The 22006-nt window shown below is 73.9% G+C and carries 18 protein-coding genes; 11 read left to right on the forward strand and 7 right to left on the reverse strand.

All coding sequences use genetic code 11. The features are described 5' to 3' along the window. Positions 1-6: 6 nt before the first annotated feature. Together ACIQMJ_RS20750 and ACIQMJ_RS20755 are read left to right on the forward strand one after the other, a co-directional pair. On the forward strand, positions 7-2154 hold the full coding sequence (locus ACIQMJ_RS20750) for a PEP/pyruvate-binding domain-containing protein (RefSeq protein ID WP_499762630.1): 2148 nt from the start codon (positions 7-9) through the stop codon (positions 2152-2154). Next, positions 2091-2387 (forward strand): PEP-utilizing enzyme, encoded by a 297-nt coding sequence (locus ACIQMJ_RS20755; protein ID WP_499762631.1) that lies wholly within the window; start codon positions 2091-2093, stop codon positions 2385-2387. Before ACIQMJ_RS20750 ends, ACIQMJ_RS20755 begins: the two co-directional genes overlap by 64 nt. Here ACIQMJ_RS20755 and ACIQMJ_RS20760 read toward each other — a convergent pair. Further along, on the reverse strand, positions 2359-2826 hold the full coding sequence (locus ACIQMJ_RS20760; protein WP_499762632.1) for a hypothetical protein: 468 nt from the start codon (positions 2824-2826) through the stop codon (positions 2359-2361). The two genes, ACIQMJ_RS20755 and ACIQMJ_RS20760, sit on opposite strands and share 29 nt — an antisense overlap. 116 nt (positions 2827-2942) lie before the next feature. On the opposite strand from ACIQMJ_RS20760, the gene ACIQMJ_RS20765 reads away from it, so the two are divergent. From ACIQMJ_RS20765 to ACIQMJ_RS20775, 3 genes are all read left to right on the forward strand, one after another. After that, a complete protein-coding gene (locus ACIQMJ_RS20765) occupies positions 2943-4520 on the forward strand; it encodes an AfsR/SARP family transcriptional regulator (protein WP_499762633.1) in 1578 nt (525 codons plus the stop codon). Then, complete coding sequence (locus ACIQMJ_RS20770) at positions 4460-5728, forward strand: tetratricopeptide repeat protein (RefSeq protein WP_499762634.1); 1269 nt, start codon at positions 4460-4462, stop codon at positions 5726-5728. The genes ACIQMJ_RS20765 and ACIQMJ_RS20770 overlap by 61 nt, the downstream gene beginning before the upstream one ends. Before the next feature lie 141 nt (positions 5729-5869). Next, positions 5870-7048 (forward strand): cellulose-binding domain-containing protein, encoded by a 1179-nt coding sequence (locus tag ACIQMJ_RS20775; RefSeq protein ID WP_499762635.1) that lies wholly within the window; start codon positions 5870-5872, stop codon positions 7046-7048. 45 nt (positions 7049-7093) lie between these two features. Here the strand turns inward: ACIQMJ_RS20775 and ACIQMJ_RS20780 are convergent, their stop codons facing one another. Beyond that, positions 7094-8974, reverse strand: coding sequence for a S8 family peptidase (locus ACIQMJ_RS20780; protein WP_499762636.1), 1881 nt, complete (start codon positions 8972-8974; stop codon positions 7094-7096). A 359-nt stretch (positions 8975-9333) separates the two neighbouring features. Next, the gene (locus ACIQMJ_RS20785) at positions 9334-11595 is read right to left on the reverse strand and encodes an ATP-binding cassette domain-containing protein (RefSeq protein ID WP_499762637.1); all 2262 of its coding nucleotides are present in this window, start codon (positions 11593-11595) and stop codon (positions 9334-9336) included. 77 nt (positions 11596-11672) lie between these two features. Between ACIQMJ_RS20785 and ACIQMJ_RS20790 the strand changes: the two genes are divergently transcribed. Further along, positions 11673-12452, forward strand: coding sequence for a TetR/AcrR family transcriptional regulator (locus ACIQMJ_RS20790; RefSeq protein ID WP_499762638.1), 780 nt, complete (start codon positions 11673-11675; stop codon positions 12450-12452). A gap of 141 nt (positions 12453-12593) precedes the next feature. Beyond that, positions 12594-13349 (forward strand): putative protein N(5)-glutamine methyltransferase, encoded by a 756-nt coding sequence (locus tag ACIQMJ_RS20795; RefSeq protein ID WP_499762639.1) that lies wholly within the window; start codon positions 12594-12596, stop codon positions 13347-13349. Between the two features lie 57 nt (positions 13350-13406). Here ACIQMJ_RS20795 and ACIQMJ_RS20800 read toward each other — a convergent pair whose 3' ends face one another. Both ACIQMJ_RS20800 and ACIQMJ_RS20805 read right to left on the reverse strand, forming a co-directional pair. Then, on the reverse strand, positions 13407-14330 hold the full coding sequence (locus tag ACIQMJ_RS20800) for a GNAT family N-acetyltransferase (protein ID WP_499762640.1): 924 nt from the start codon (positions 14328-14330) through the stop codon (positions 13407-13409). Continuing rightward, a complete protein-coding gene (locus tag ACIQMJ_RS20805; protein WP_499762641.1) occupies positions 14327-15484 on the reverse strand; it encodes a winged helix DNA-binding domain-containing protein in 1158 nt (385 codons plus the stop codon). The genes ACIQMJ_RS20800 and ACIQMJ_RS20805 overlap by 4 nt, the downstream gene beginning before the upstream one ends. Positions 15485-15559: 75 nt before the next feature. On the opposite strand from ACIQMJ_RS20805, the gene ACIQMJ_RS20810 reads away from it, so the two are divergent. The 4 genes from ACIQMJ_RS20810 to ACIQMJ_RS20825 all read left to right on the forward strand — a co-directional run bounded on the left by ACIQMJ_RS20810 (position 15560) and on the right by ACIQMJ_RS20825 (position 20563). Next, complete coding sequence (locus ACIQMJ_RS20810; protein ID WP_499762642.1) at positions 15560-16141, forward strand: PadR family transcriptional regulator; 582 nt, start codon at positions 15560-15562, stop codon at positions 16139-16141. 24 nt (positions 16142-16165) lie between these two features. Next, the gene (locus ACIQMJ_RS20815) at positions 16166-18925 is read left to right on the forward strand and encodes an SCO1167/SCO6262 family helicase (protein ID WP_499762643.1); all 2760 of its coding nucleotides are present in this window, start codon (positions 16166-16168) and stop codon (positions 18923-18925) included. Then, positions 18922-20022, forward strand: coding sequence for an SWIM zinc finger family protein (locus ACIQMJ_RS20820; RefSeq protein ID WP_499762644.1), 1101 nt, complete (start codon positions 18922-18924; stop codon positions 20020-20022). Before ACIQMJ_RS20815 ends, ACIQMJ_RS20820 begins: the two co-directional genes overlap by 4 nt. Positions 20023-20089: 67 nt before the next feature. Further along, positions 20090-20563 (forward strand): hypothetical protein, encoded by a 474-nt coding sequence (locus tag ACIQMJ_RS20825; protein WP_499762645.1) that lies wholly within the window; start codon positions 20090-20092, stop codon positions 20561-20563. A 186-nt stretch (positions 20564-20749) separates the two neighbouring features. Here ACIQMJ_RS20825 and ACIQMJ_RS20830 read toward each other — a convergent pair whose 3' ends face one another. Next, on the reverse strand, positions 20750-20962 hold the full coding sequence (locus ACIQMJ_RS20830; RefSeq protein ID WP_499762646.1) for a DUF5703 family protein: 213 nt from the start codon (positions 20960-20962) through the stop codon (positions 20750-20752). Further along, a complete protein-coding gene (locus ACIQMJ_RS20835; RefSeq protein ID WP_499762647.1) occupies positions 20962-21924 on the reverse strand; it encodes a YncE family protein in 963 nt (320 codons plus the stop codon). The genes ACIQMJ_RS20830 and ACIQMJ_RS20835 overlap by 1 nt, the downstream gene beginning before the upstream one ends. Positions 21925-22006: the final 82 nt, after the last annotated feature.

Raw genomic sequence — 22006 nt, forward strand, 5'->3', positions numbered from 1 at the left:
CGGCCCATGGGGACCTCCGCGCTGGTGCTGCCGCTCGCCGATCCCGGCGCCGACCTGGAGACGGTCGGCGGGAAGGGCGCGTCGCTGGCCAGGCTCGCCGCCGCGGGCCTGCCCGTGCCGGCCGGGTTCCACCTGACCACCTACGCATACCGCCGGTTCACCGAGGGGCTCGACCCGGACGGCCTGGGCGACGAGGCGGCGGTCCTCGCCGCGTTCGAGGCCCGGGACGTGCCCGACGACATCGCCGACGCCATCCGCGCGGCCCTCCCGCCCGGCCCGGTGGCCGTGCGGTCTTCGGCGACCGCCGAAGACCTGCCGGACCTGTCGTTCGCGGGCCAGCACGACACGTTCCTCGACGTGTCCGGTGATGCCGTGCTCGACGCGGTCAAGCGCTGCTGGGCCTCGCTGTGGACGGCCCGCGCCGTCGCCTACCGCGCCCGGCACGGCATCACCGACGTCGCGCTCGCCGTGGTCGTGCAGGAGATGGTGCCCGCCGACGTGGCCGGGGTGCTGTTCACCGCGAACCCCGTCACCGGCGAGCGGACGGAGACCGTGGTCAACGCCGCGCCCGGGCTGGGGGAGGCCCTGGTCGGCGGCACGGTCACGCCCGACGAGTACGTGGTGGCGGCGGACGGCCGGGTGCGCCGGACGGCCGGCTCGCTGCTGACCGACGGGCAGGTGCGGGAGCTGGCCTCCGTGGGCGCGCGAATCCAGGACCTGTACGGCGTGCCGGTGGACGTCGAGTGGGCCGTGGCCAACGGCCGGGTCGCGGTGCTCCAAGCCCGGCCGATCACCGCGCCGGCCGAGGTCTGGAACGACACCCTGCGCGGCGACTACCTGTGGACGTGCGCGAACCTGCGCGAGGCCGTGCCCAGCGTGATGACGCCCGCGACCTGGTCGTTCGCCCGGGTGCTCGCAGCGCCGCCGATCGCCGGGCACCCGACGTCGGGCAACATCGGCGGCCGGTTCTACCTCAACCTCAGCGCCGCGCTGGCCGTCGGCCAGGCCCTCGGGTTGGCCCGTGGCGGGTTCATGCGGCGGACGGTCGAGCTGTACTTCGGCCGCATCCCGCCGGGCGTGCGGGTACCGCCGCTGCCGTTGTCCCGCTTGGCCGTGCTGCGCGCGGCGATCGGCGCGGCGCTGCCGTTCCTGCGGCAGGGGCGGGAGTTCCGGGCGAAGATCGACGGTCTGCTGGCGTCCGCGCCCGACCGGGCCGAACGGCTGTGCGCCGCGTTCCGCGCCGCCGGCACGCCCGCCGACCTGCTCGCCCTGTGGGAGTCCGACGTGGCCGACGTCCTGCACGTGGACGCCAAGGTGTTCGACTCGGGCGCGCGCACCGGTTCCCTGTCGTCGGTCAAGCTGCGCCGCAAGCTCGTGGCGCTGGTGGGGGAGGACGACACGACCGCGCTGCTGACCGGCGCGCACGGCGCGGCGGGGGAGTTGGAGAGCCTGGGCCCGGTGCTCGGCCTGGCGCGGCTCAAGCGCGGCGAGATCACGCGCGAGGCGTACGCCCGGCAGTACGGGCACCGGTTCGCCGACGAGTTCGAGGTGTCCGCGCCGCGCCCGGCCGAGGACCCGGTGTGGCCCCGCCCGGACGACGGAGGCGTCGACCCGGAGGAGCTGCTGGCCAGGCAGGCGGCCGTGCGCGACGCGGCGTGGGAGCGGCTGCGCGCCGCCCACCCGGGCAAGGTCGCGCGGCTGCGCCGTGAGGTGGACGAGCTCGCCGCGCTCGCCCGTGAACGGGAACGGGCGCGCTCGGAGTTCGCGCGGACCTTCGCCGTGCTGCGGGCGTTCCTGGTGCGGGCGGGCGAGGTCACCGGGCACGGCGACGCGGTGTTCTTCCTGCCGATCGAGGAGACCTTGCGCGTCCTCGGGGGCGACGAGACCCCGCTGGCCGCGGTCCCGGCCCACCGCGCCGCCTACGACCGCTACCGCGCGCTGCCGCCGTACCCGACGGTGATCCGCGGCCGGTTCGCCCCCGAGGCGTGGGCCGCCGACCCGAACCGCCGCCTGGACGTGCACGACGCCTCCGCCGCACCCCTCGGCGACGACGTCTCCGGCTTCCGGGCGCGGCGGGCGTGGTGGAAGGCGTGGCGCGGGTGCTCCACGACGTCGCCGACGGGCAGGACCTGGCGCCGGGCGAGATCCTGGTGACCACGGTGACGAACATCGGCTGGACCCCGTTGTTCCCCCGCGCCGCCGCCGTGGTCACCGACGTCGGCGCGCCGCTGTCGCACGCCGCCATCGTCGCCCGCGAACTGGGCATCCCGGCCGTCGTGGGCTGCGGCAACGCCACCACCCGCATCACCACCGGCGACCGCCTCCGGGTGGACGGCGGTCGCGGCACGGTGACCGTGCTCAGTGCCAGGTCGACTCGCAGTGGATGATCGCGCCGTCGGAACCGGCGTGGCAGGCGCGTGCTCCCAGGCCACGGGTGGGATAGCGGGACTTCCACTCGTAGCTGTGACTGGACAGGGTGTCGGTGCTGCAGTCGACCGCGGGGGAGAGCGGCCGGTGGTGCCAGTGACCGGACCAGTTCCCGGCGGAGTCGGCGATCTCGTAGCGGATCTCGATCGCTCCGCAGTACCCGTCGGTCTTCAGGTCCCACACGCCACCGGAGACGACCACGCGGTAGTCGTCCCAGTGGATATCGGTGACTTGGAGCACGCCGCCGGCGGTGCTCCTCGCGACGCGGTGCTTCCACCCGCTCACGTCGGGTTCGTTCACCTTCACCCAGTCGTCGGTCGAGTGGGCGGAAGCGGGTGACGGCGCGATCAGCACCGCGGCGAACGTCGCCGCGAGCACGGCCAGGATCTTGGGTCTCATGCGTGCCACGGTGGTGGGCCGTCCGGGTACGAACCTTGCGAAGATCCTGAAAACCGCAGGTGGTCCTGCTATCGGTGGAACGGGAGGGATCCGCCGCTGACGAGGGGGACGCGGTCGTGGGGGAGTTGCGGCTGCTGGGCGCGGTCGAAGCACGGGCCGGTGCTCGGCGGGTCGAGGTCGGGCACGCCCGGCAGCAGTGCGTCCTGGTGGCGCTGGCGGTCGACGCCAACCGGGTGGTCGGCGCCGATCACCTGCTCGACCGGGCCTGGGGCGAGCGGGTGCCCGCCAAGGGCCGCGAGACCCTGTACGCCTACTTGTCCCGGCTGCGCCGGGCGTTGTCCGAGCTGCGGGACGTGACCATCGTGCGCCGGTCGGGCGGGTGGGAGCTCCGGGTCGACCCGGACGCGGTGGACCTGCACCGGTTCGGGCGCCTGCTCGCCCGCGCCCGGAGCACGGCCGACCCGGCGGCGGGGTCGGCGGTGGTGGAACAGGCGCTGGCGTTGTGGCGCGGTGAGCCGTTCGCCGGGCTGGACACGCCCTGGATCAACTCCGTCAGGGAGTCGCTGGAGCAGCGACGCCGGGCCGCCGAGCTGGACCACGCCGAACTGGCGCTCCGGGCCGGCCGGCACACCGACGTGCTGCCCGTCGTGGCCGCCCGCGCCCGGCAGGACCCCCTCGACGAACGGGTCGCCGCGCAGTACCTCGTGGCGCTGTACCGGTGCGGCCGGCAGGCCGACGCCCTGGCGCACTACCACGCGGTGCGGACTCGGCTGGCCGACGAACTGGGCGCCGACCCCGGCCCGGAGCTGCGCGCGCTGCACGAGAGCATCCTCACCGCCGACGCGGCGCTCACCGCGAGCGGACCCGCGCCGGCCGTCCCGCGCCCGGCGCCCCGGCAACTGCCGGCCGCGCCACCGCACTTCACCGGCCGCGCGGTCGAACTCGCCACGCTGACCACCGCCGCCGGTGACGCCACGACCGCGGTCGTGGCGGCCATCGCCGGTCCGGGTGGCATCGGCAAGACCTGGCTCGCACTGCACTGGGCGCACCGCAACGCCCACCGCTTCCCGGACGGACAGCTGTTCGTCGACCTGCGCGGGTTCAGCCCCGACGGACCGCCCCTGGACCCGGCCGCGGCGGTGCGCGGCTTCCTCGACGCACTCGGCGTCGAGCCCGGCCGCGTCCCGGTCGACGCGCACGCCCGAACCGCCCTGTTCCGCAGCCTCGTCGCGGACAAGCGGGTGCTGCTGGTGCTGGACAACGCCGCCGACACCGCCCAGGTCGCCCCGGTGCTGCCGGGCACCCCCTCCTGCACCGTGCTGGTCACGAGCCGCAACCGCCTGCCCGGCCTGGTCGCCGGTCACGGCGCGCACCTGCTGGCGCTGCCCGTCCTCGACCACTCCGAGGCCCGCCGCCTGCTCACCGCCCGGCTCGACGCCGCCAGGGTCGAGGCGGAGCCCGCCGCGGTCGCCGACCTGGTGCGCTCGTGCGGCGGGTTCCCGCTGGCGCTGGGCATCATCGCGGGCCGCGCCCGCACCCACCGCACCTGTCCCTCGCCGCCCTCGCGGCCGAGCTGCGCGAGAGCGGACCGGACGGGCTCGACGACGGGGACCCGGCCGCGAGCCTGCCCGCCGTGCTCTCCTGGTCGCACCGCGCCCTCACCGCCGACCAGGCGGCCGCGTTCGCGCTGCTGAGCACCGCCCCCGGGCCCGACATCGGCCTCCCCGCCGCCTCGTGCCTCACCGGCCTGTCCCCGAACGACACCAGGACCCTGCTGCGCGGGCTCGAACAGGCGTCGTTGATCGTCCAGGACGCCCCTGGCCGCTACCGGATGCACGACCTGGTCCGCGCCCGCGCCGCCGCCCTCGCCCCCGACCTGCCCGGAGAAGTGCGGTGGGCGGCGACGCGGCGGCTGCTCGACTTCTACACCCGCACCGCCCACGAGGCCGACCGCCTGCTGCACCCCCACCGCCCGCCGGTCCGACCCGGGACGCCGGAACCGGGTGTCCGGCCCCACCCGCTGCCGGACGCGCCGGCCGCGCTGGCCTGGTTCGACGCGGAGCACGCCAACCTGCTCGCGGCCCAGAACGCCTCCGCCACCGGCGGGCACCACCAGGCGGTGTGGCGGATCGCCTGGACGTTGAGCTCCTTCCACACCCGGCGGGGACACCTGCACGACGATCTCGCGGTGTGGCAGACGGCACTGGAGTCCGCCGGCCACCTGCCCGACGCCGCCGTCCGCTGCGTCATCCACCAGCACCTCGGCGTCGCGCACGCCGACCTCGGACACCACGCGGAGGCGGCCGAACACCTCCACCGGGCGCTGGACCTGGCCGAACGCGACCACGACGTGGTCCACCAAGGCCACATCCGCTTCCACCTGGCGTGGGCTTCGGAGCGGCGCGGCGACTTCCGGGAAGCCCTGGAGCACTCGCGACGGGTCCTGGACCTCGCGACCGGGCACGACGCCCACCCGGTGTGGCGGGCCGACGCGCTGAACCAGGTGGGCTGGCACACCGCCCGGCTCGGCGACCACGACGCGGCGCGCGCCCACTGCCACGCCGCCCTCGCCCTGCACCGACGGCACGGCAACGCCGGCGGCGAGGCGCACGCGCTGGCCAACCTGGGCTACGTCGACCACCTCACCGGCGAGCACGAGCGGGCCGTCGACCGCTGCCGACGAGCCGCCGGACTGCTCCGCCGCGCCGGCGACGCGTACCACGGAGCCGGGGTCCGCGACCTGGAGGGCCGGGCGTGCGCCGCACTCGGGCGGCACGCCGAGGCGTGCGCGGCGTGGCGCGAGGCGGGGGAGCTCTACCGGGAACAAGGACGCCACGACGACGCCGAACGCGTCCGGCGGCAGCTCGAAGGGCTGGGCACGTCGTCCACCGTGGTCGGCTGACCATCCCCGCGCCGAGATCGGGTTCCGGCACGCCTTCGTCCCGGGTGACCGTTGCGGCAGGCGGAGTATTCCATTGAGGTGACGGAATCGTTACAGTCTGTTTCTGGGAACGCTCCCAGAAACGACAACGAAGGGGTTGTTGTGCGAAATCTGCTGGCGGCGGTGGCCGCTGTGGTGTCGATAGCCGGGTTGGTGGTGATCGGCGGGGCCAGCACGGCGGGTGCGGCTCCCGTCTGCGCCGTGGACTACAAGCTCAACCAGTGGGCCACCGGGTTCACCGCCAACGTGACCGTGACCAACCAGTCCGCTCCGGTCACCTCGTGGAAGCTCACCTGGACGTTCGCCGGCAACCAGTCGGTCAGCTCCGGCTGGAGCGCCGACGTGAAGCAGTCCGGCGCCGTCGTGACGGCGTCCAACATGCCGTGGAACGGAACGCTGGCCACGGGCGCGAGCGCCCAGTTCGGCTTCCAGGCCACCTACAGCGGCACGAACGCGGTGCCGACCGACTTCGCGTTCAACGGCGTCTCGTGCAGTGGCGACGGCCCGACCACGACCACCACTACCACCACGACGACGACGTCCACGACGTCCACCACCACCTCCACGACCACGACGACCACGACGACCGGCAACCCGCCGGTCGGCTGCGGCACGGCGGCGGTCTGCGACGACTTCGAGCAGCAGACCGGGTCCGCCCCGGGCGGCCGCTGGACCGTCGGCGCGCCCAACTGCACCGGCCAGGGCGCGGTCGCCATCGACAACTCGGTTGCGCACAGCGGCTCGAAGTCGGTGCGGGTCAACGGCGCGTCCGGCTACTGCAACCACATCTTCTTCGGCACGCCGATCACCGGCACGAGCGTGGTGCACGGCCGGTTCTACGTCCGCCACACCACGGCGCTCCCGCAGCAGCACGTGACGTTCATGGCGATGAAGGACTCCGCCGACGGCGGCAAGGACCTGCGGATGGGCGGCCAGAGCTCGGCGCTGCAGTGGAACCGCGAGTCCGACGACGCGACCCTGCCGGAGCAGAGCCCGACCGGCGTGTCCAAGAGCAAGCCGCTGCCCACCGGCCAGTGGAACTGCGTCCAGTTCACCGTCGACCCGGCGGGCAGGATCTCCACCTCGCTCAACGGCTCGGTGGTCGAGGGCCTGGTCGCCGACGGCGTGTCCACGCCCGACATCGACTCGCAGTGGCTGCGCAAGACCAACTGGCGGCCCGCGGTCACCGACCTGCGGCTGGGTTGGGAGAGCTACGGCGACGGCGCGAACACCCTCTGGTACGACGACGTGGCGGTCGGCTCCTCGCCCATCGCGTGCTGAGCTGACGGCGTGGGGGCCGGTCGCGACCGGCCCCCACGCACGGGGTCAGGCGGCGTTCACCGAGACGTCGTCCAGCACGAACGAGGTCTGGTAGGACCAGTCCTCCGCGCCGGTGAAGCTCAGCGTGACGCTCTGGCCCGCGTACGCGCCCAGGTTGAAGGTGCGCACCTCGTAGCCGGACGGGTTGAGGTTGGTGTAGGTCGCCAGCGTGGTGCCCGCCACCGAGACGGTGAAGGTGTCGAACACCTCCGGCTCGTACTCCTCGGTGCTGATCTTCAGCCACAGCGACAGGGTGGTGTTGGCGCAGCCCGCCGGGATGGTGACGGTCTGGGTCAGCGTCTCGGTGTTGCTGTAGCCGTAGCCGCTGATCCACGACGAGCGCGTGCCGGTGCGGGGCGCGCCCTCGCCGGTCCACGCCGCGATGGTGTGGGTGGCGTTCGACCAGCCGGTGGTGCCGCTCTCGAAGCCGCCGTTGACCACCTTCTCACCGGGCGCGGCGCACGAGCCGCCCGGCGGGTTGACGGTCCAGGTGAACGAGGTGCTCGCGGACTTGCCCGCGCTGTCGGTCACGTTCGCCGTGACGCTGTAGGTGCCCGCCGTGGTGGGCGTGCCCGAGATCAGGCCGGTGGCCGCGGCGATGGTGAGGCCGGGCGGCAGGCCGGTGGCCGACCACGTGTACGGCGGCGCGCCGCCGGAAGCCTTGAGCTGCAGGCTGGTGGCGGTGCCGACGCTGCCGGTCTGGTTGCCCGGTGGGGTGATCGCCGGGTCGCCGGGGCCGGGGCCGCCGCCGGTGTTGACGAACAGCAGCCGGTTCGGCGAACCCGTTCCCGGGCTGGTGATCTTGTTCGCGGTGGAGTTGGTGATCATCGCGGAGGCGACCTGCGCGGGCGTCAACGACGGCGTGGCGCCGAGCAGGACCGCCGCGCCGCCCGCCACGTGCGGGGACGCCATGGACGTGCCGCTGATGGTGTTGGTCGCGGTGTCGTTGGTGTTCCAGGCCGAGGTGATGTTCTGCCCCGGCGCGAAGATGTCGCTGCACGTGCCGTAGTTGGAGAACGAGGCACGGGCGTCGGTGTTGGTCGAGGCGTTCACCGTGATCGCCTCGGCGACCCGGGCGGGGGTGAAGTTGCACGCGTCGGCGTTGGAGTTGCCCGACGCGATCGCGTAGGTCACGCCGTCGGCGATCGAGTTGCGGACCGCGGTCTCGCCGGTGACGTCGCTGCCCTGGCCCCCGAGGCTCATGTTCGCCACGGCCGGGCCGGAGGTGTGGTGGCCGGTGACCCAGTCGATGCCCGCCGCGACGCCCGCGAACGAGCCGGAGCCGGCGCAGTTGAGCACCTTGACCGCGATCAGCCGCACGCCCTTGGCCACGCCGTGGGACGTGCCGCCGACCGTGCCCGCCACGTGCGTGCCGTGGCCGTTGCAGTCGGTGTTGTTGGTGTCGACGGTGTTGGTGCCCCAGGAGGCCCGGCCACCGAAGTCGGTGTGCGTGGTCCGGATGCCGGTGTCGATGATGTAGGCGGTGACGCCGGTGCCGTCGTTCGGGTAGGTGTAGGACGAGTCCAGCGGCAGGTCGCGCTGGTCGATCCGGTCCAGGCCCCACGACGGCGGGTTCGGCTGCGTCCCGGTGGCCTTGACCTCGCCGTTCTGCTGGACGTAGGCCACGCCGGGCTCGGCGGCCAGGCGGCGCGCGTCCCGTTCGGACAGCGTGCCCGCGAAGCCCTTGAGCGCGTGGCGGTAGGTGAAGTCGACCTTGGCGTCGTACTTGGCGCTGAGGTCGGCGGTGAGTGCGTCGACGCTCTGGGTGGACATCTCGTCGTAGACGACGATGTAGCTGTCCTCGATGGCGGTCGGGTTGCCGGCGCCGATGATGTCGCCTTCGGCTGCGGCGGGCGTGGCGCCGGTGGCCAGGGCCGCGGCGGTCACCGCGGCGCCGGCTAAGGCGATCAGGGCGCGTCTGGATCCGCGAACGTCTCCCATTGCAGGGTTCTCCCTCGTGCAGGGGTTCCGGCAGACCCGAGAGCGGCGTGGGTCAGCCGGGGAGTGGAGGTTCTGCGATCACGTTCGCGCGGACGTGATCGGCAACGTTAGAGGACCGCCCGGGGCGGGACAATCGGCCGGCAGTGGGAACGACCTGCGGTATTCCGAACGGCAGCCACCGATCAGGTGACCGCTCGCCCCACTGGTCAAAAATCTTAATAACTTCAGTGTTGACTAAAGGCAGTCCTCCTCCGGCGCAGACGTGGCACCGGAGGAGGACTGGCACCCAAAAACAACCCGGACGGTCAGCGCCCGACGTAGGCGCGGAGGTGCTGCGCCGTCAGGGTGGAGGCGGTGTCGACCAGGTCGGCGGGGGTGCCGGTGAAGACGACCCGACCGCCGTCGTGCCCGGCGCCGGGGCCCAGGTCGATGATCCAGTCCGCGTGCGCCATCACGGCTTGGTGGTGCTCGATCACGATGACGGTGTTGCCGTCGTCCACGAGGCGGTCGAGCAGCCCGAGCAGCTGGTCCACGTCGGCGAGGTGCAGGCCGGTGGTGGGCTCGTCGAGGATGTAGGTGGACGCCTTCTCGGCCATGTGGATGGCGAGCTTGAGCCGCTGCCGCTCGCCGCCGGACAGGGTGGTGAGGGGTTGGCCGAGGGACAGGTAGCCCAGGCCGACGTCCACCAGGCGGTCGAGGACGGCCTTGGCCTGCTTCTCGGTGAAGAACTCGCGCGCCTCGGTGACGGACATGGCGAGCACGTCGCTGATGGTGCGACCGCGCAGGGTGTGGGTGAGGACCTCGGCGGTGACCCGCTTGCCGTCGCACTCCTCGCAGACGGAGGCGACGCCGGCCATCATCGCGAGGTCGGTGTAGACCAGGCCGATGCCCTTGCACTTCGGGCAGGCGCCTTCGGAGTTGGCGCTGAACAGGGCGGGTTTGACGCCGTTGGCCTTGGCGAAGGCGGTGCGGATGGGGTCGAGCAGGCCGGTGTAGGTGGCGGGGTTGGAGCGCCGCGAGCCGCGGATGGGGGACTGGTCGACGGTGACGACGTCGTCGTGGTGGCCGAGGGAGCCGTGGATGAGGGAGCTCTTGCCGGAGCCGGCGACGCCCGTGACGACGGTGAGGACGCCGAGGGGGATGTCGACGTCGACGCCCTTGAGGTTGTGCAGGGAGGCGCCTGTGATGGGGAGGTGGCCGGTGGGCGTGCGGACCTGGTCGCGCAGTCGCGCGCGGTGGTCGAGGTGGCGGCCGGTGAGGGTGCCGGAGGCGCGGAGTGCGGCGACGGTGCCGGTGAAGGTGATGTGGCCGCCGTTGACGCCGGCGCCGGGGCCGAGGTCGACGACGTGGTCGGCGATGGCGATGGTCTCGGGTTTGTGCTCGACCACGAGGACGGTGTTGCCCTTGTCGCGCAGGCGGAGCAGGAGGTCGTTCATGCGCTGGATGTCGTGGGGGTGCAGGCCGACGGTGGGTTCGTCGAAGACGTAGGTGACGTCGGTGAGGGCGGAGCCGACGTGGCGGACCATCTTGACGCGCTGGGCCTCGCCGCCGGACAGGGTGGCGGCGGGTCGGTCGAGGCTGAGGTAGCCGAGGCCGATCTCGACGAGGTTGTCGAGGAGTTCTTTGAGGGTGGTGAGCACGGGGCCGACGGAGGGTGCGTCGAGCTTGGCGATCCAGTCGGCGAGGTCGCTGATCTGCATGGTGGAGCAGTCGGCGATGGTGCGGCCGTCGATCTTGCAGGAGAGGGCGGCGGCGTTGAGCCGGGCGCCGTGGCAGGCGGGGCACTCGGTGAAGGTGACGGCGCGGTCGACGAACGCGCGGATGTGGGGTTGCAGGGATTCGCGGTCCTTGCCGAGGAAGAGGCGTTGGACCTTGACCAGGAGTCCTTCGTAGGTGACGTTGGTCTTGCCGATCTTGACCTTGGTGGTTTCGCGGTGGAGGAAGGCGTCCCATTCCTCGTCGGTGAAGTCCTGGAGCTTCTTGTCCGGGTCGTAGAAGCCGGATTGGACGTAGGTCTGGACGTACCAGTTGTCGACGGTGAAGCCGGGGACGGTGATGGCGCCTTCGGTGAGGGACTTGGTGCGGTCGACGAGGTGGTCGACGTCGACGGCGGAGACGCGGCCGAGACCTTCGCAGGTGGGGCACATGCCTTCGGGGAGGTTGAAGCTGAAGGCGCCGGAGGTGCCGACGTGGGGTTGGCCGAGGCGGCTGAAGAGGATGCGCAGCATGGCGTGGGCGTCGGTGGCGGTGCCGACGGTGGAGCGGGAGTTGGCGCCCATGCGCTCCTGGTCGACGATGATGGCGGCGCTGAGGTTGCGCAGGGCGTCGACGTCGGGTCGGCCGAGGGTGGGCATGAAGGACTGGATGAACGCGGTGTAGGTCTCGTTGATGAGTCGTTGGGACTCGGCGGCGATGGTGCCGAAGACGAGGGACGACTTGCCGGAGCCGGAGACGCCGGTGAAGACGGTGAGGCGTCGTTTGGGGATGTCGACGGAGACGTCGGCGAGGTTGTTCTCCCTGGCGCCGCGTACCTGGATGAGGTCGTGGTTGTCTGCTGGTGCGGCCATCGCCGGCTTTCCCCCTGGTTTGCTTATGGCGTAAAGTGCTCGCGGGCACGGTACTTTACAGCGTAAAGGGGCGGCAAGTGGCGGTGTTCGCGGGGCAGGGTGACGCGGATCGGTCGATGCGGCTGCTGTGGCGTGCGCCGGGTGGCGGGTCGGGGTCGGGGCTGTCGGTGGACGCGATCGTGGACGCGGCGGTCGAGGTGGCCGACCGGGACGGCATGGCGGCGTTGTCGATGCGGGCGGTGGGGGAGCGGTTGGGTCGTTCGGCGATGGCCCTCTACACGCACGTGCCGAGCAAGGCGGAGCTGTTGGACCTGATGTGCGACCGGGTGTTGGGCGAGCTGCCGTCGGACTACCCGGTGGACGCGGGGTGGCGGGCGGCGTTGCGGGCGTGGGCGGGTGACGTGCGGGAGTGCTACCTGGCGCACCCGTGGGTGTTGCAGGTGTCGCAGGCGCGGCCGGTGCTGGGACCGAACGAGTTCGCGATGCTGGAGGCGTTGCTGCGGATCCTGCGGCCGACGGGGTTGGGGTTGTCGGTGCTGCCGGGGGTGGTGGGCGCGGTGGTGCAGTTCGTGCGCGGCGCGGCGGGGGTGATCGCGGAGGCGCGGCGGGCGGCGCGGGAGACGGGGATGACCGACGAGGAGTGGTGGTTCTCGCGGGCGGGGGTGTTCGAGCAGGTGGTGCCGGACTTCGCGGAGCGGTTCCCGCTGTCGGCGTGGTTGGGCGCGGAGGAGCCGCCGCCGGTGGACGGGGACGAGTGCGTGCCGTACTTGGAGCGGGACGCGGTGCGGAACTTCGTGACGGGGTTGGAGGTGTTGCTGGACGGTGTGGAGGCGGCGGTGGCGCGAGCTCGTGCTTGAGGTGGGGTGTTGTACGGTGTGCCGGTTGGCGCGGACTAGGGAGGTGGGACCCATTTCTGCTGGTGTGCATCGGGTCGCTCCCGGCCGCGTCGTGGCGGTGTGAGGGCGCCCGCGGGTTTCTCGCGAGAGGCGTTCGTCGTCGTGGATCTTGATGTTGTCGCGCGGTTGCGCGCGGCCGGGTGTGTGTTCGCCGAGGACGAGGCGCGGTTGTTGGTGGAGGCCGCGCGTGGTCCGGAGGAGTTGGAGCTGTTGACGGCGCGGCGGGTGGCCGGGTTGCCGTTGGAGCACGTGGTGGGGTGGGCGGAGTTCTGCGGGTTGCGGGTGGTGGTGGGGCCGGGGGTGTTCGTGCCGCGTCGTCGCACGGAGTTCCTGGTGCGGGTGGCGGCGGGGGTGGCGCGGCCGGGTGCGGTGGTGGTGGACCTGTGCTGCGGGTCGGGTGCGGTGGGCGCCGCGGTGGTGGACCGGGTGCCGGGGGTGGAGTTGCACGCGGTGGACGTCGATCCGGCGGCGGTGGCGTGCGCGCGGCGCAACGTGGGTGCGGGTCGGGTGTACGAGGGTGATCTGTACGGGCCGTTGCCGGTGTCGTTGGCGGGTCGGGTGGACGTGCTGGTGGCGAACGCGCCGTACGTGCCGACGGGGGCGATCGGGATGATGCCGCCGGAGGCCCGGGAGCACGAGCCGCGGGTCGCGCTGGACGGTGGGGCGGACGGTCTGGACGTGCAGCGGCGGGTGATCGCGGGCGCGGCGCGGTGGTTGGCGCCGGGTGGGCGGTTGTTGGTGGAGACGGGTGCGCGGCAGGCGGCGGGGACGGTGGCGGCGTTCGCGCGGGGTGGGTTGCGCGCGGAGGTGGTGTCGGACGAGGAGTTGTCGGCGACCGTGGTGGTGGGGTCGCGGTAGGTCCGGGTCCGCTGTCCCCCCGTCCCGAGTGGCGACGGGGGGACAGCGGAGGGCCGGTCAGGTCCCGGTCGCGCCGTCGCTCAGCTCGCGGGCGACGTCGAGGTGGCCGAGGTGGCGGGCGTACTCGTGGAGCAGGTGGAACAGGATCCAGGCGAGCGTGCCGCGGGGCCCGTCGGGCCGGTCCCAGCGGGCGGCGCGGTCGGTGAGGGCGGACTCGGCGGCGATGGCGCGGGAGCGGGCGCACTGGTCGAGGTAGAAGGCGCGGATGCCGTCGGTGGTGTCGCCGTCCTCGACGACCCATTCGGCGTTCTCGACGTCGGGGTTGCCGTGGGGTCGTTCGACGTCCTCGCCGCGGAAGCACCACCGCAGCCAGCGCAGCTCGACGTGGGCGAGGTGCTTGACCATGGCCAGCGGGGTCCAGCCGCTGGGCAGTCGGCTGGTGCGCAGCTCGTCCTCGGACAGGCCGTCGATCTTGCGGAGCACGGCGTCGCGGTAGAAGTCGAGGTAGTCCAGGAGCAGGTCGCGGGGGTCGGCGGTGTCGGGTGAGGGCTCCTGGGGCACCGGGATGCGGGCGTAGACCCGGGTGCCGTCGACCTCCAGGGTGGCGCCGACCTTGCGCAGGACGGCGAGGGCGGCGGTGTTGCCGGTGGTGGTGTCGGCGACGATGGTCGTGATCCCGCGCCGGGGCGCTTCCTCGATGACGCGGCGCAGGGCGGCCAGGCCGACGCCGTGGCCGCGGGCGCAGCGGGCGATCCACATGCCGGTCTCGCCCTTGGCGGTGAGCCGGACCATGCCGACGGTGTGGTCGTCGCGGACGATCTCGTAGGCGTCGTCGGCGAAGCCCCGGTAGAACTCGCGGAACTCGTCGGGCCGGTCGAGCGTCCAGCCCGGCGGCATCACGTCGGCCGGGTCGGCGTCGGCCACCGCGAGGCCGAGCAGTCGTTCGACCGCCGCGTCGTCCACCTTCCGCAACACGATCATCGCGCCAGCTCCTTCTCCAACGGGGTCCGGAAGCGGGGGATCACGCGCACCCCGCCGATCCAGGACGCCAACCGGTCCGCCTCCCGGGCGATCGCCGCTTCCGCGTCCGCGCCGACGTCGCGCAGCAGGTGCCACACGACCTCGCCGTCGGCGCGCTGGGCCCACCCGCCGACGACCTCGCCGTTCCACCAGACGGTCGGGCCGACGTTGCCCGCGGTGTCGAACAGGCGGGGCCGGTGCCGGGCGGGCAGGTACCAGTCGCGAGCCTGCCACCCCATCGGGGTCGGATCCAGTGCGGGCAGCAGCGCGGCCCACGGTTCGGGGTCGGGCACGGGGTCGAGGTCGTCGGGCAGGGCGTGGCCGATGCCGGTGGACAGCTCGACCTCGACGGCGCCCGCCGCGGCCAGGGCCTGGCGGGTGTGGCCGAGGTTCCAGCCGGTCCACCACTTCAGGTCGGCCTCGGTGCCGGGGCCGTAGGAGGCGAGCCAGCGGCGGGCGAGTTCGGCGCGGGCGTGGGCGGGGTCGAGCTCGGGCCAGGGGGTGGCGGGTTCCCAGCGGAACCGGGTGCTCAGCCAGGTGCCGAGGGGGCGGCCGCGGCGCATCCACCCGTCGGCGGCGAGCACGCGGATGATGCGGCTGGAGACGTTCTGGCGGGTTTCGTAGGGCTTGCCGGCCGCGACGACGACCTGGTCGAGCAGGGCGGGGACGTCCCGGGTGAGGTCGACGGCGGTGGCTTCGCCGCGGGCGCGCAGCGCGTCGAGGGTGGCTTGCTCGACCTCGGCGAGCCGGTCGGCGTCCCAGCCGACGCCCTCGGCGAGGTAGTCGAGGAGCTTGCGGCGTTCCCGGGCGGCGACGGCGGCGCCCGCGGCGGCCTGGACGACGGGTGCGGTGGCGGCCGTGACGGCGAACATCGTGCGGCGCATGCACAGCAGCCGTTCCAGGGTCCGCCGGTCGTAGAGCGCGGATTCCACCGCCGCCACCGAGGGCCGGTGCAGGCGGGCGCAGGCGGACAGGAACACCGTGGCGGGGTCGGTGGCGTGCAGGCCCACGACCGCGTGGACCACGTCCTCGACCTCGGCGGCACGGGTGGACAGCAGGTGTCGGACGCCCAGGCGGGCCCGGCGCCCGGCGTCGTCGATCTTGGCGAGCGTCACCGGCCCATCCTCGGCGATCTACCCTGACCGACGAAACCGGGGATCGGAACCCGGATCCCGCTGGACGAGGACGCGATGTCGGCAACACGGCTGCTGGTGCTCGGGGTGGTGCGCGGCTACGGGCGCGCCCACGGCTACCTGATCGGCAACGACCTGATGTCGTGGGGTGCCGGGGAGTGGGCCAACGTCAAGTGGGGCTCGATCTACCACGCGCTCAAGCAGCTCACGAAGGACGGCTGCCTGGTCGACGACCTCGTGCCGCCGGGCCGCACGGACTACGAGGTCACCGCCAAGGGCGAGGCCGAGTACCGCAAGCTGCTCAGGGACGCGTTGCGGCGGCCGGAGACGCGGCCGGACCTGCTGGCGGCGGGGTTGGCGCTGCTGCCGTCGTTGACCCGCGAGGAGGCCGTGGGGCTGCTCGGTGAACGGCTGGCGACGTTGGAGGCCCGGCGTGAGGCGGCGCGCGAGCAGGCGGGGCGGTGGCGGGAGCCGGCGCACGTCAAGGAGCTGTACGGCCTGTGGGAGCACACGGCGGCCACGGGCGCGGAGTGGACGCGCGGTCTGGTCGAACGCCTGGAAGCGGGCGCGTACCCCATGGCCGGGGAGCCGGGATCGCCCGGCGCACCCGGCAGTTGGGCTATACTCAAACTTGAGTAGCGAGGGGGAGCGCTGAACACAGGGTTGGAGCGGTACGCGGCCGTCTTCGAGGCCGCCGACCCGCCACGCACGTCCACCGTCGCCTTCTACGCCGAAGACCCGCCTCCCTCCGCCGACGACAGCGGGCCCGACCGGCGGACACCCGACCGGACCGGCACGCGGTCCGAGCCCCACGGCGTCCCCGGCCCCGACCGGCTCACCGTCGCCACGCCCGACGGCGCACGGCGGACCGTGCCCGCGCTGCGCCTGCCCGTGGCCGAGGCCGTTCCGCTGCTCAGTCGCGCCCGCCGCACCCCGCACGCCCACCCCGCCACCGCGTTCTGGGGCGCGGCCGTGGTCGTGGCGCTCCAGCTCGTCGCCCGCGGCCGGGTGCGGCCCGCGGTCACCGACGGCGACTTCGACGCGTGGCTGCTCGGCCCGCTCGACGCCGCCGACCACGCCCGCGTCCGCGACCTCGCCGACGCCATGCCCGCGCACGCCCGCGCGGTGCCGCTGCCGGGCCGCGACCCGCTCGAGCTGCCCGACGCCGAACCGCTGCTGCGCGCCTTCCTCGACGCCGTCGCCGACACCATGCCGCGCGGCGCGGCGGCCGTGCACGCCGCCGGCGCGCCCGCGTTCGCCTCGATGACGCCCCAGCGGGTGCCGCACCTGCGCGACTGGGCCGACCAGGGCGTGCGCATCTCCCTGCGGATCGAGGGCTTCGGCCCGTTCCGCGCGGTCGTGCAGGTCCACAGCCTGGCCGACCCGGCCCGCGTGGTCGACGCCGCCGAGCTGTGGGCCTCGGCCAACCAGCGGTCCCGGGCCGACGCCATGATCGCCCTGCGCCGCGCCGCCCGCGCGTGGCCGCCGCTGGAGCGGCTGCTCGACCAGGCCGTGCCCGACGAGGTCGCGCTGCTCGACTCCGACATCGGGCACCTGCTGGCCACCGGCGCGGTCCGCCTGGCCGGCGCGGGCGTGGACGTGCACTGGCCCAAGGACCTGGTGCGCGACCTGTCCGCGAAGGTCGTCATCGGCGAACGGCCCGCCGACCGGCCCGCGTTCTTCGGCCCCGACCAGCTCACCTCCGTGAACTGGCAGCTCGCGCTGGGCGACGACCCGCTCACCCCCGACGAGCTGGACCGCCTCGCCGAGGCCACCCGGCCCGTGGTGCGGCTGCGCGACCGCTGGACCCTGGTCGACCCCGAACTCGCCCGCCGCGCCCGCGAACGCGCCCTCAAGCCCGTCACCGCGATCGACGCGCTCGGCGCGGCCCTGACCGGCACCACCCACGTCGACGGCGTCGAGGTCGAGGTCGCCGCCACCGGCTGGCTGGACGAGCTGAAGTCCCGCCTCGCCGACCTGGACGGCGCGCCGATCGCCCAGCCCGCCGAGCTGCGGGCGACCCTGCGCGACTACCAGCTGCACGGCCTGCGCTGGCTGGACCGGATGACCTCGCTCGGCCTGGGCGCCTGCCTGGCCGACGACATGGGCCTGGGAAAGACCATCACCCTCATCGCCCTGCACCTGCACCGCAACAGCACCGCCGGGCCCCACCACGACCCCGGCCCCACCCTGGTGGTGTGCCCCGCGTCGCTGATGGGCAACTGGCAGCGCGAGATCGAGCGCTTCGCGCCCGGCGTGCCCGTCCGCCGCTTCCACGGCCCGCGCCGCGACGTCGCGCACGAGGGCTTCGTGCTCACCACCTACGGCACCATGCGCCTGGACGCCGACCGGCTCGCCGCCGTCGACTGGGGCCTGGTCGTCGCCGACGAGGCGCAGCACGTGAAGAACCCGGCCTCCGACACCGCCAAGGCGCTGCGCCGCATCCCGGCCCGCGCCCGCGTCGCCCTCACCGGCACCCCGGTGGAGAACACCCTGTCCGAGCTGTGGGCGATCCTCGACTGGACCACGCCCGGCCTGCTCGGCACGCGGGCGCGGTTCAAGGCCCGCTGGGCCGGCCCGATCGAGGCCGACCACGACCACGAGACCGCGCAGCGGTTCGCCCGCCTCGTGCGGCCGTTCCTGCTGCGCCGCCGCAAGACCGACCCCGGCATCGCCCCCGAGCTGCCGCCCAAGACCGAGACCGACCAGCCCGTCGCGCTCACCCGCGAACAGGCCGCGCTCTACGAGGCCGTCGTGCGGGAGCTCATGGCCGAGGTCCGCGAGGCCGACGGCATCGCCCGCCGCGGTCGCGTCGTCAAGCTCCTCACCGGCCTCAAGCAGGTCTGCAACCACCCCGCCCAGTACCTCAAGGAGACCGCGCCCAAGCTCGCCGGCCGGTCGGGCAAGCTGGAGCTGCTGGACGAACTGCTCGACACGATCCTCGCCGAGGGCGGCGCGGTGCTCGTGTTCACCCAGTACGTCGCCATGGCGCGCCTCATCGAACGCCACCTCGCCGCGCGCGGCGTCACCAGCCAGCTCCTGCACGGAGGCACGCCCGTCCCCGCCCGCGACGACATGGTCCGCCGCTTCCAGGACGGCGAGTGCCCGGTGTTCCTGCTGTCGCTCAAAGCGGCGGGCACCGGCCTCAACCTCACCCGCGCCGACCACGTCGTGCACTACGACCGCTGGTGGAACCCGGCCGTGGAGGACCAGGCCACCGACCGCGCGCACCGCATCGGCCAGACCCGGCCCGTGCAGGTGCACCGCCTCATCGCCGAGGGCACCATCGAGGACCGCATCGCGGCGATGCTGCGCGCCAAGCGCGACCTCGCCGACGCCGTCCTCACCCGCGGCGACGCCGCGTTCACCGAACTGTCCGACGACGAACTGGGCAACCTGGTCGAACTCAGGAGCGGCACGTGAGCGACCGCGTCAAGGGCTTCCCCCCGTTCGGCAAGGGCGTGCGCCGCGCCACCTCCTGGTGGGGCAAGGCGTGGTTGCAGGCCCTGGAGGACACCTCGCTGGACCAGGCGCCGCTGCGCCAGGGCCGCAAGTACGCCCACGCCGGCCTCGTCGGCACCATCACCGTCAGCCCCGGCCGCCTCGCCGCCACCGTCTACGACACCGAGGACACCTACCACACCGTCGTCCGCGTCACCGAGCTCACCGACGGCGAGTGGAACCGGTTCCTCCGCCAGATCGCCACCAAGGCGGGCCACCTCGCCGCGCTGCTGGACCGCGAGATGCCCCGCGAGCTCGCCGACGCCGCCGCCGACGCGGGCGTGCCGCTGCTGCCCGGCATCGGCGACCTCGACCCCGAGTGCACCTGCCCCGGCTGGGAACTGCCGTGCCGCCACGCCGCCGCCCTGTGCCACCAGGCGTCGTGGCTGCTCGACGCCGACCCGTGGGTGCTGCTGCTCCTGCGCGGCCGCGACCAGGACGAGGTCGTCGCCGGTGCCCGACCCGCGGGCGGCGGCGTCCTCGCCACCGCCGCCTACGCCCGACCGGTCCCCGACCTGCCCGACGACCCGCCGCCCGGCGAGCTCGGCCCCCTGCCCGAGTTCGAACCCGCGCCCGGCCTGGACGTCGAGGTGCTGCGGCTGCTCGTCGCCGACGCCGCCGCCAAGGCCCGCGACGTCCTCGCCACCGGCCGGTGGCCCGCGCCCGACGACCGCCGCGACCACATCCGCATGGCCGCCGCGCACCCCGCCCTGCGCGACCGCCTCGACGCCGACCCCCACGCCGTGCGCGCGTGGCGGCAGGGCGGCGCGACCGCCCTCGACGTCCTCGAACACCCCTGGACGCCCGGCAAGACCGACACCGCCCGCGCCCGCGCCGCCTGGGACAGCGGCGAACTGCCCGAACCGACCGTGTGGCGCAACCGCTGGACCGTCCACGACCGACAGGTCCGCTACGGCCGCGACGGCCGCTGGTACCCCTACCGGTCCGTCGACGGCGACTGGTGGCCCACCGGCACCCCGCACCGCGACCCGACCGCGGCCCTCACCGACGCCGACTGACCCCGTCGACCGGCCCGGTTCGCGGAACAGCACGCGGCGTCGGGGGAGTGTCGCCTACGCTCGCGAGGTGGCCGCCCCACCGCCGAACCCCTCGCAGGTGCGGCTGGTCAGCCCGCGCTCGGCCCGCGCGCAGCGGATCCTCTCGGCCGTCGTCGCGGTCGGCGTGCTCGTCGGCGGCACGATCACGGTGGCGCGCTCGGACACCTGGTGGGAAGTCGCGCTGTGGGTGGTCGCGTCCCTGCTGGTGATCTCCACCGCGGTGAGCCTCGGCGCGACCGCCGCCGAGGACGCGCGCGCGACCGCCGCGTTCCGCGCCACCGCGGTGCCGGTCCGCGCGCAGGTCGTCGGGGTCGAGCACATCGATGACGGCGAGGGCACCGCGTACCTGCTGACGCTGTGGATCACCCCGCCGGGCGGCGTCGGCTTCGGGGTGGAGCACCGCTGCGACCACCACACGTGCGCCACCGCGGCCGGGCGGCCGGCCGCGGTGCTCGACGTCCTCGTCGACCCGGCCGTGCGCACCTGGGCCGTCGTCCACTGAGGCGGACCAGGCCGTCCACAGTGGAGGATTCCGGGTCGAAGCCGCAGGTGAAGCCCGCTTCACCACACCTGTGGTACCACACCTGTGGTGGTCGGCCGAGCCGACGACCCCCAGGGACTCCCGGGCCGAGAGACCCACCGCCGCCGCCGAAGCGGTGACGCCCGCGAAGACCGCGACGGACCGGTCCTAGGTGATCACACCCGGCATCACGGCGGCCGTCCGCTTGCGGCGCAGCCACACCTTGCGCGAACCGTCGCCGAACAGCAGCGTCCGCGACAGCTCCCACCCCGAGAACTCCGCGTGGATCGCCAGCTGCGTCGTCGCCGTGCGACGGGAGACACCGGCCGGCAGCCGCAGCGGCCGGTACTCCCAGTCCCCGTCGACCACCCCTTCGCCCATCATCCGATCACCTGCATCCCTGCGCCGTCCCCGGACGCGACGAACACGCGCCCGCTGCCTGGATCAACCGCCACCGAGTCCGGCTGGCGGACCGCGGCGAACCGGTGCCGCTCCACCGGCTCCGCGCCGGCCACGTCGAACGCCACGACCTCGTTGCGCCCGGTGAGCGTGATCCACACCAGGTCGCGCGCCTCGTCGTACGCCATCCCGTACGGCTCGCCCGGCACGGGGTAGCGCAGCCGCATGATCAGCGGCCCGGTCGAGAACGCCATCAGCTCACCGCCGCGCGTGTCCACCACGAACACCCGGCCGAACCGGTCGGCCACCGCGTTCGTCGCGCCCTCGCCCGCCCGCAGCCCCGCTCCCGGGCCGTCGGCCGCCGGGTCGAGGTCGAACACCGCGCTGCGCGGCCGGTCCAGCACCACCGCCGCGTCGCCCACCGCCACCAGCCGGTCCGGGCTGGAGATGCCGCGCACCACGTGCCCGTCCACCGACACCTGCCGCAGGTCGCGCTGCGCCACCAACGTCCGGTCGCCCACCCGCGCGGTGTCCACCGGCGCGCCGTCCACCGCGCGCTGCGACGAGGTCCCGTCCGGCCGGATGGTCACCACGACACCGGCGGGCACCACCGCCTCCACCGCGTCACCGACGGTCACCAGTCGTTCCGCCGGACCGGGCAACGCCACCACGACCGGGTCACCCGCCGCGTCGATGGGGTAGAGGGCCACCGACGGCGGATCGGCCAGCGCCACCGCCACCCGGCCCCCCGCGACCGCGACCGACGTCGCCCGCCCCAGCGGCACCACGCGGCCCTCCGGGACCGTCGACTGCTCCGGCGACGCCGCGGGCCGCGCGGGCTCCAACGTCGCCGCGAGCTGGAGCGGATCGGCCGGGTTCTCCTCGGTCGCGCAGCCCGAGACCAACGCGACCCCGGTGAGCACTACCGCCGCCAGTCGGCGCAACGTCGGACCTCCCAGTCGACCCCGTTCAGCCCTCCCAGCATCCATCACCGAACCACCATCGTCACGCAGGGGGCGGGTGTTG

Origin of the sequence: Actinosynnema sp. NPDC091369, from assembly GCF_044757065.1 — a bacterium.
Lineage (GTDB): Bacteria > Actinomycetota > Actinomycetes > Mycobacteriales > Pseudonocardiaceae > Actinosynnema.